Source organism: Pseudomonas sp. GXM4 (genome assembly GCF_008923895.1).
Lineage (GTDB): Bacteria > Pseudomonadota > Gammaproteobacteria > Pseudomonadales > Pseudomonadaceae > Aquipseudomonas > Aquipseudomonas atacamensis.
The window spans coordinates 1-5,119 of record NZ_WBRZ01000341.1; the positions used below are offsets into that span (position 1 = coordinate 1).

5 protein-coding genes are annotated in these 5,119 nt (G+C 59.3%); 4 read left to right on the top strand and 1 reads right to left on the bottom strand.

From position 1 onward, the window contains the following. Window positions 1-304: 304 nt before the first annotated feature. Together F8N49_RS25435 and F8N49_RS25440 are read left to right on the top strand one after the other, a co-directional pair. Complete coding sequence (locus tag F8N49_RS25435) at window positions 305-1,315, top strand: class 1 fructose-bisphosphatase (protein ID WP_016772098.1); 1,011 nt, start codon at window positions 305-307, stop codon at window positions 1,313-1,315. A 3-nt stretch (window positions 1,316-1,318) separates the two neighbouring features. After that, entirely contained in the window at window positions 1,319-1,921 is a 603-nt protein-coding gene (locus F8N49_RS25440) for a DUF924 family protein (RefSeq protein ID WP_151553074.1), read from the top strand. Between the two features lie 107 nt (window positions 1,922-2,028). Here the strand turns inward: F8N49_RS25440 and F8N49_RS25445 are convergent, their stop codons facing one another. Continuing rightward, the gene (locus tag F8N49_RS25445; RefSeq protein ID WP_218574919.1) at window positions 2,029-3,921 is read right to left on the bottom strand and encodes a methyl-accepting chemotaxis protein; all 1,893 of its coding nucleotides are present in this window, start codon (window positions 3,919-3,921) and stop codon (window positions 2,029-2,031) included. A 282-nt stretch (window positions 3,922-4,203) separates the two neighbouring features. On the opposite strand from F8N49_RS25445, the gene F8N49_RS25450 reads away from it, so the two are divergent. Together F8N49_RS25450 and F8N49_RS25455 are read left to right on the top strand one after the other, a co-directional pair. After that, window positions 4,204-4,458, top strand: a complete 255-nt coding sequence (locus F8N49_RS25450) for a hypothetical protein (RefSeq protein ID WP_016772095.1) — start codon at window positions 4,204-4,206, stop codon at window positions 4,456-4,458. 29 nt (window positions 4,459-4,487) lie between these two features. After that, window positions 4,488-5,057, top strand: a complete 570-nt coding sequence (locus F8N49_RS25455; protein ID WP_016772094.1) for a lipocalin family protein — start codon at window positions 4,488-4,490, stop codon at window positions 5,055-5,057. Window positions 5,058-5,119: the final 62 nt, after the last annotated feature.

Consider the following 5,119-nt stretch of genomic DNA (forward strand, 5'->3'; position numbering starts at 1 on the left):
AGCTCCCACAGTGATCTCGGTCGTTCACATATTTTGTGTACACCACACATCCTGTGGGAGCTGGCTTGCCAGCGATGGCGGCCGGTCAAACAACAAAAATTCATCAGACTGCCGCTATCACTCAACCACCACCCGCCCCATTTCCAACTACGCTCAACCCGACACCTGAACTCTCCACCAACAATCACGTCTCATACAGGCAAATACACCCAGGCGCACGTTAGCCGGCGTCTTCGCTCGCTAGGTTTTCAGACTCCCTGTAAACTGCGCGGGTTTTCCGCCCCCCATTCCACCGGAGCCGTCCATGTCCCGCGTTACCTTGAGTCGCTATTTGATTGAGCAGACCCGCAGCAACAACACTCCTGCCGATCTGCGCTTTTTGATCGAAGTGGTAGCGCGTGCCTGCAAGGAGATCAGCCACGCCGTGTCCAAAGGCGCCCTGGGTGGTGTTCTGGGCAGCATGGGCACCGAGAACGTGCAAGGCGAAGTGCAGAAGAAGCTCGACGTGATCTCTAACGAGATCCTGCTCGAAGCCAACGAATGGGGCGGTCACCTGGCCGGCATGGCGTCCGAAGAAATGGACAACGCCTACCAGATCCCCGGCAAATACCCGAAAGGCGCGTACCTGCTGGTGTTCGACCCACTGGACGGCTCGTCGAACATCGACATCAATGCCCCGGTCGGCACGATCTTCTCGGTACTGCGTTGCCCGAACGAGTACCTGAGCCAGAACGAGCCGCTGAACGAAAAAGCGTTCCTGCAGCCAGGCACCCAGCAAGTGGCCGCCGGTTACGCCATCTACGGCCCGCAGACCATGCTGGTGCTGACCTTGGGCGACGGCGTCAAAGGCTTCACCCTGGACCGCGAAATGGGCAGCTTCGTCCTGACTCACGAAGACATCACCATCCCGGAAACCACCCAGGAATTCGCCATCAACATGTCCAACCAGCGTCACTGGGAAGCCCCGGTGCAGCGCTATGTCGGCGAGCTGCTGGCCGGTGAAGAAGGCCCGTTGAAGAAGAACTACAACATGCGTTGGGTCGCGGCGATGGTTGCCGACGTCCACCGCATCCTGACCCGTGGCGGTCTGTTCATGTACCCGCGCGACAGCCGCGAGCCGTCGAAACCGGGCAAGCTGCGCCTGATGTATGAAGCCAACCCGATGTCGTTCCTCGTCGAACAAGCCGGCGGCGCGTCCACCGACGGTCACCAGCGCATTCTCGACATTCAGCCGGAAGGCCTGCACCAGCGCGTTGCAGTGTTCCTCGGTTCGAAAGAAGAAGTCGCCCGCGCTACGGCCTACCACAAGGAATAAACCATGCACGCGCCCTGGCAGCCGTTGCTCGACTGGTGGTTCGGACACGCCGAATCAGCCAGCGAAGTGGCGGCCGAAAAGGGCAAGTTGTGGTTCGGCAAGCGAAACAGCCAGGACCTCGAAGCGCAGACGCGTTTCGGGGTCTTTGTCGATCAGGCCCTGGCCGGTGAATTGACCGAGTGGACGCAATGTCCCGAAGGTTGGCTGGCGGTGGTGCTGTTGCTTGATCAACTGCCACGCATGATCTATCGCGACACCCCCAAAGCGTTTTCCGGTGATCTGCGCGCACAGAAGCTCGTCGCCCAAGGCATTGCAGCGGATTTCGATCGGCAGTTGAAACCGATTCAGCGGGTATTCATTTATCTGGTATTCGAACACTGCGAAAACCTCGCAGTGCAGAACGAAGCCGTTTCCAGATTTATTGAATTGGTGGCTGAACAGCCAGAGTCGGAGCGGGCGGTGTTTGCCGATAACCTGGACTATGCCGAGCGGCATCAGAAAGTGATTGCGCAGTTTGGAAGATTTCCGCACCGCAATTCGGTGTTGGGGCGGAAGTCTACGACTGAGGAGTTGGAGTTTCTGTCCAGGCCCGGTTCAAGATTTTGAATCTTCAGTGCGGCTCATGCCGCTTTCGCGAGCAGGCTCGCCCCCACAATTGAAATGCATTCCACTGTGGAAGCGAGCTTGCTCGCGAAGAGGCATGAGGCCGCAGCTTAAATCCTGAAGCTGCCGACCAGATGCTTCAACCGCGCCGCCTGCTGCTCAAGATCCGAACAGGCGCGCAACGTCGCCTGCAAGTTCTCCACGCCTTCCTGATTCAGCGTGTTGATCTCGTTGATATCAACGTTGATCGACTCGACCACAGCCGTCTGCTCTTCAGTCGCGGTGGCCACCGACTGGTTCATGCCGTCGATTTCGCCGATGCGCTGGGTCACGCTGCCCAGACGCTCGCCGGCCTGGTTGGCGATGCCGACGCTGCTTTCGCTCTCGCGCTGGCTCTCGGTCATGATGGTTACTGCCTGACGTGCGCCGACCTGCAACTCTTCGATCATCTTCTGTACTTGCTGCGCCGAATCCTGGGTGCGGTGCGCGAGGTTGCGCACCTCGTCGGCGACCACGGCGAAACCGCGTCCGGCTTCACCGGCGCGCGCGGCTTCGATGGCGGCGTTGAGTGCGAGCAGGTTGGTCTGCTGGGAGATGCTGGTGATCACTTCGAGAATCTGACCGATGTTCACCGTGTTGCTGTTAAGGGTTTCGATGTTGCCGCAGGAATCGCTGATCTTTGCCGACAGCTGTTGCATGGCGTGGATGGTTTTATCCACCACCTGCTGGCCGTCGACCGCGAGGCTGCGCGCATCGCTGGAATGCTGCGAGGCGAGGGCGGCGTTCTGGGCGATTTCCTGAGCGGCGGCGCCGAGCTGATTGATCGCTGCCGCAACGCTGTTGGTGCGGCTGGCCTGCTGGTCTGAGTTGTACATCGACGAGTTCGAGGCAGCGACCACACGCAGTGCGACTTCGTTGACCTGGCCGGTGGCCGAGGACACTTCGCGGATCGACGTATGAATGCGTTCGACGAAGCGGTTGAACGAAGTGCCCAGCGCGCCGAATTCATCGTTGCCGTGAATCACCAGACGCTTGGTCAGGTCGCCTTCGCCTTCAGCGATGTCATGCATCGCGCGGCCCATGGTCAGCAGTGGCTGCATCAGCACGCGAATCAGCATGCCGAGCAGGCCGATAATGATCAGCACCGCGATGACCATGGCGATCAGTGCCGAGGTGCGGAATTCGCTGAGCATCGAGAACGCGGTGTCTTTGTCGAGCACCAGTGCCACGTACCAGTCAGCCGAAGGCACGCCGTTGACGCGAGTGAAGGAAATCAACTGGGTTTTGCCGTCGAACTCGACTTCTTTCAAGCCCGGACTGACTTGAGGCGCGCCGTTCGGATAGGCCTCGGCGAGGGTCTTGAGCACCAGCTTGCTGTCCGGGTGAATCAGGATCTCGCCTTCGGCGCTGACGATGAACGCATGACCGTGGCCGCCGAAGTTCAGCGAGTTGATGATCGCGCTGACGCTGGTCAGATCGATGTCGGCCCCGGCCACGCCGAGCATCTGGCCCTGACGCTGCACCGGCGTCGCGACGGTGATCACCAGTTTGCCCGACGAAGCGGCAATGTACGGTTCGGTGACGATGGTCTGCTGTGCGCTATTGGCGGCTTTGTACCAGCCGCGCGCCCGTGGATCGTAGTCCGGCGCGCGGTTGCCGGCCGGCACCGAGAACATCACACCGTCAGCGCCACCGAAATAGCTGAGCTGGAAATTGCCGGTGTAGGCGGGCAGGTCAATGATGCGCTTGAGGCTGGCGGGCGCATTGCCATCGACGGCGACTTGCTGCGACAGCGATTGCAGCAATTGAATGCGGCTTTCCAGCCAGGTCTGGATGTTGCTGGTGGTCAGGCTGCCCAGTTCCTGCATAGTCGCTTCGGTGCTGCTGCTCAAGGCCTGACGCTGGCGATAGTCGTTGAAGAAGATGAAACAGGCGAACGCAACGGCCACCACAAGGGCAGCAGCCAGCAGAATCTTGTGGCTGAATTTCATGTTTCTGGTCATCGAATGAACTACCGCGAAGGGGCTGGTCAGGAAAAGGCGGCAATTTGCCATATTCGGCAGCGTTGCGCTGCTCTTATTTTCGACCGCGCCGCGCCAAAGATTAGGCGTTTGCAGGGAAAGTCGACGAAATGCTCGACGGCTTCACAAAGTTTTTGATTTACCGGCAAAAGCCGGACGGGCGGGCTGATAAATAGGCGTTCGGTCACGGAACCAGATGACACTTTTCTCTTCTAAGCTTCTGGTTGGCACCATGCCATCCCCCCTCGTTCCAGGAGTTTCACCATGTCGCTGCGATCTATCGCCCTGCTGTCGTTTTGCGTGCTGTTGGCCGCATGCAGCAAGGTCAATCAGGAAAACTACTCCAAGCTCTCGGCCGGCATGGCCAAGTCCGAAGTGGAAACCCTTCTCGGCAAGCCCACCGATTGCTCGGGCGCGCTCGGTATGTCCAGCTGCACCTGGGGCGACAAGAACAGCTTTATCAGCGTGCAATACGCCGGTGACAAAGTGCTGATGTTTTCCGGCCAAGGCCTGAAGTAAACCGGGGCTTCGCGCCCACGGAGAAAAAAATGAAGCGGTTATTGCTGATCCTTTTTGCTGGCCTGGTACTGGCTGGCTGCGCCACTTCCGGCGTCGACCCGTTGGCGCCCAAGACCGTCAACAGCGTCAATCTCAAGCGTTATCAGGGCACCTGGTATGAACTGGCACGCTTGCCGATGTACTTCCAGCGCCACTGCGCGCAATCCGAAGCCCATTACACCCTCAAGCCTGACGGTAACGTCGGCGTGCTCAACCGTTGCCTGACCCCGGAGTGGCAGTGGGAAGAGGCCAAGGGCACGGCTTATCCACAAGTGCCGGGCAAGACCGACAAGCTCTGGGTCGAATTCGATAACTGGTTCTCGCGCCTGGTGCCGGGTGTGGCAAAGGGCGAGTACTGGGTGTTGTACGTCAGCGACGATTACAAGACCGCCATCGTCGGCGATCCGAGTCGCAAGTACCTGTGGCTGCTGTCACGCACACCGACCGTCAACGGTGTAGTGCGCGAAGAATTGCTGAGCAAGGCGCGTCAACAGGGTTACGACACTACACGCCTGATCTGGCGGGCGTCGGATCGGCAGATGGCCAAGACATCCAATTAAGAGCGAAAAGATCGCAGCCTTCGGCAGCTCCTACATGAGAATGCATGCGTGTAGGAGCTGCC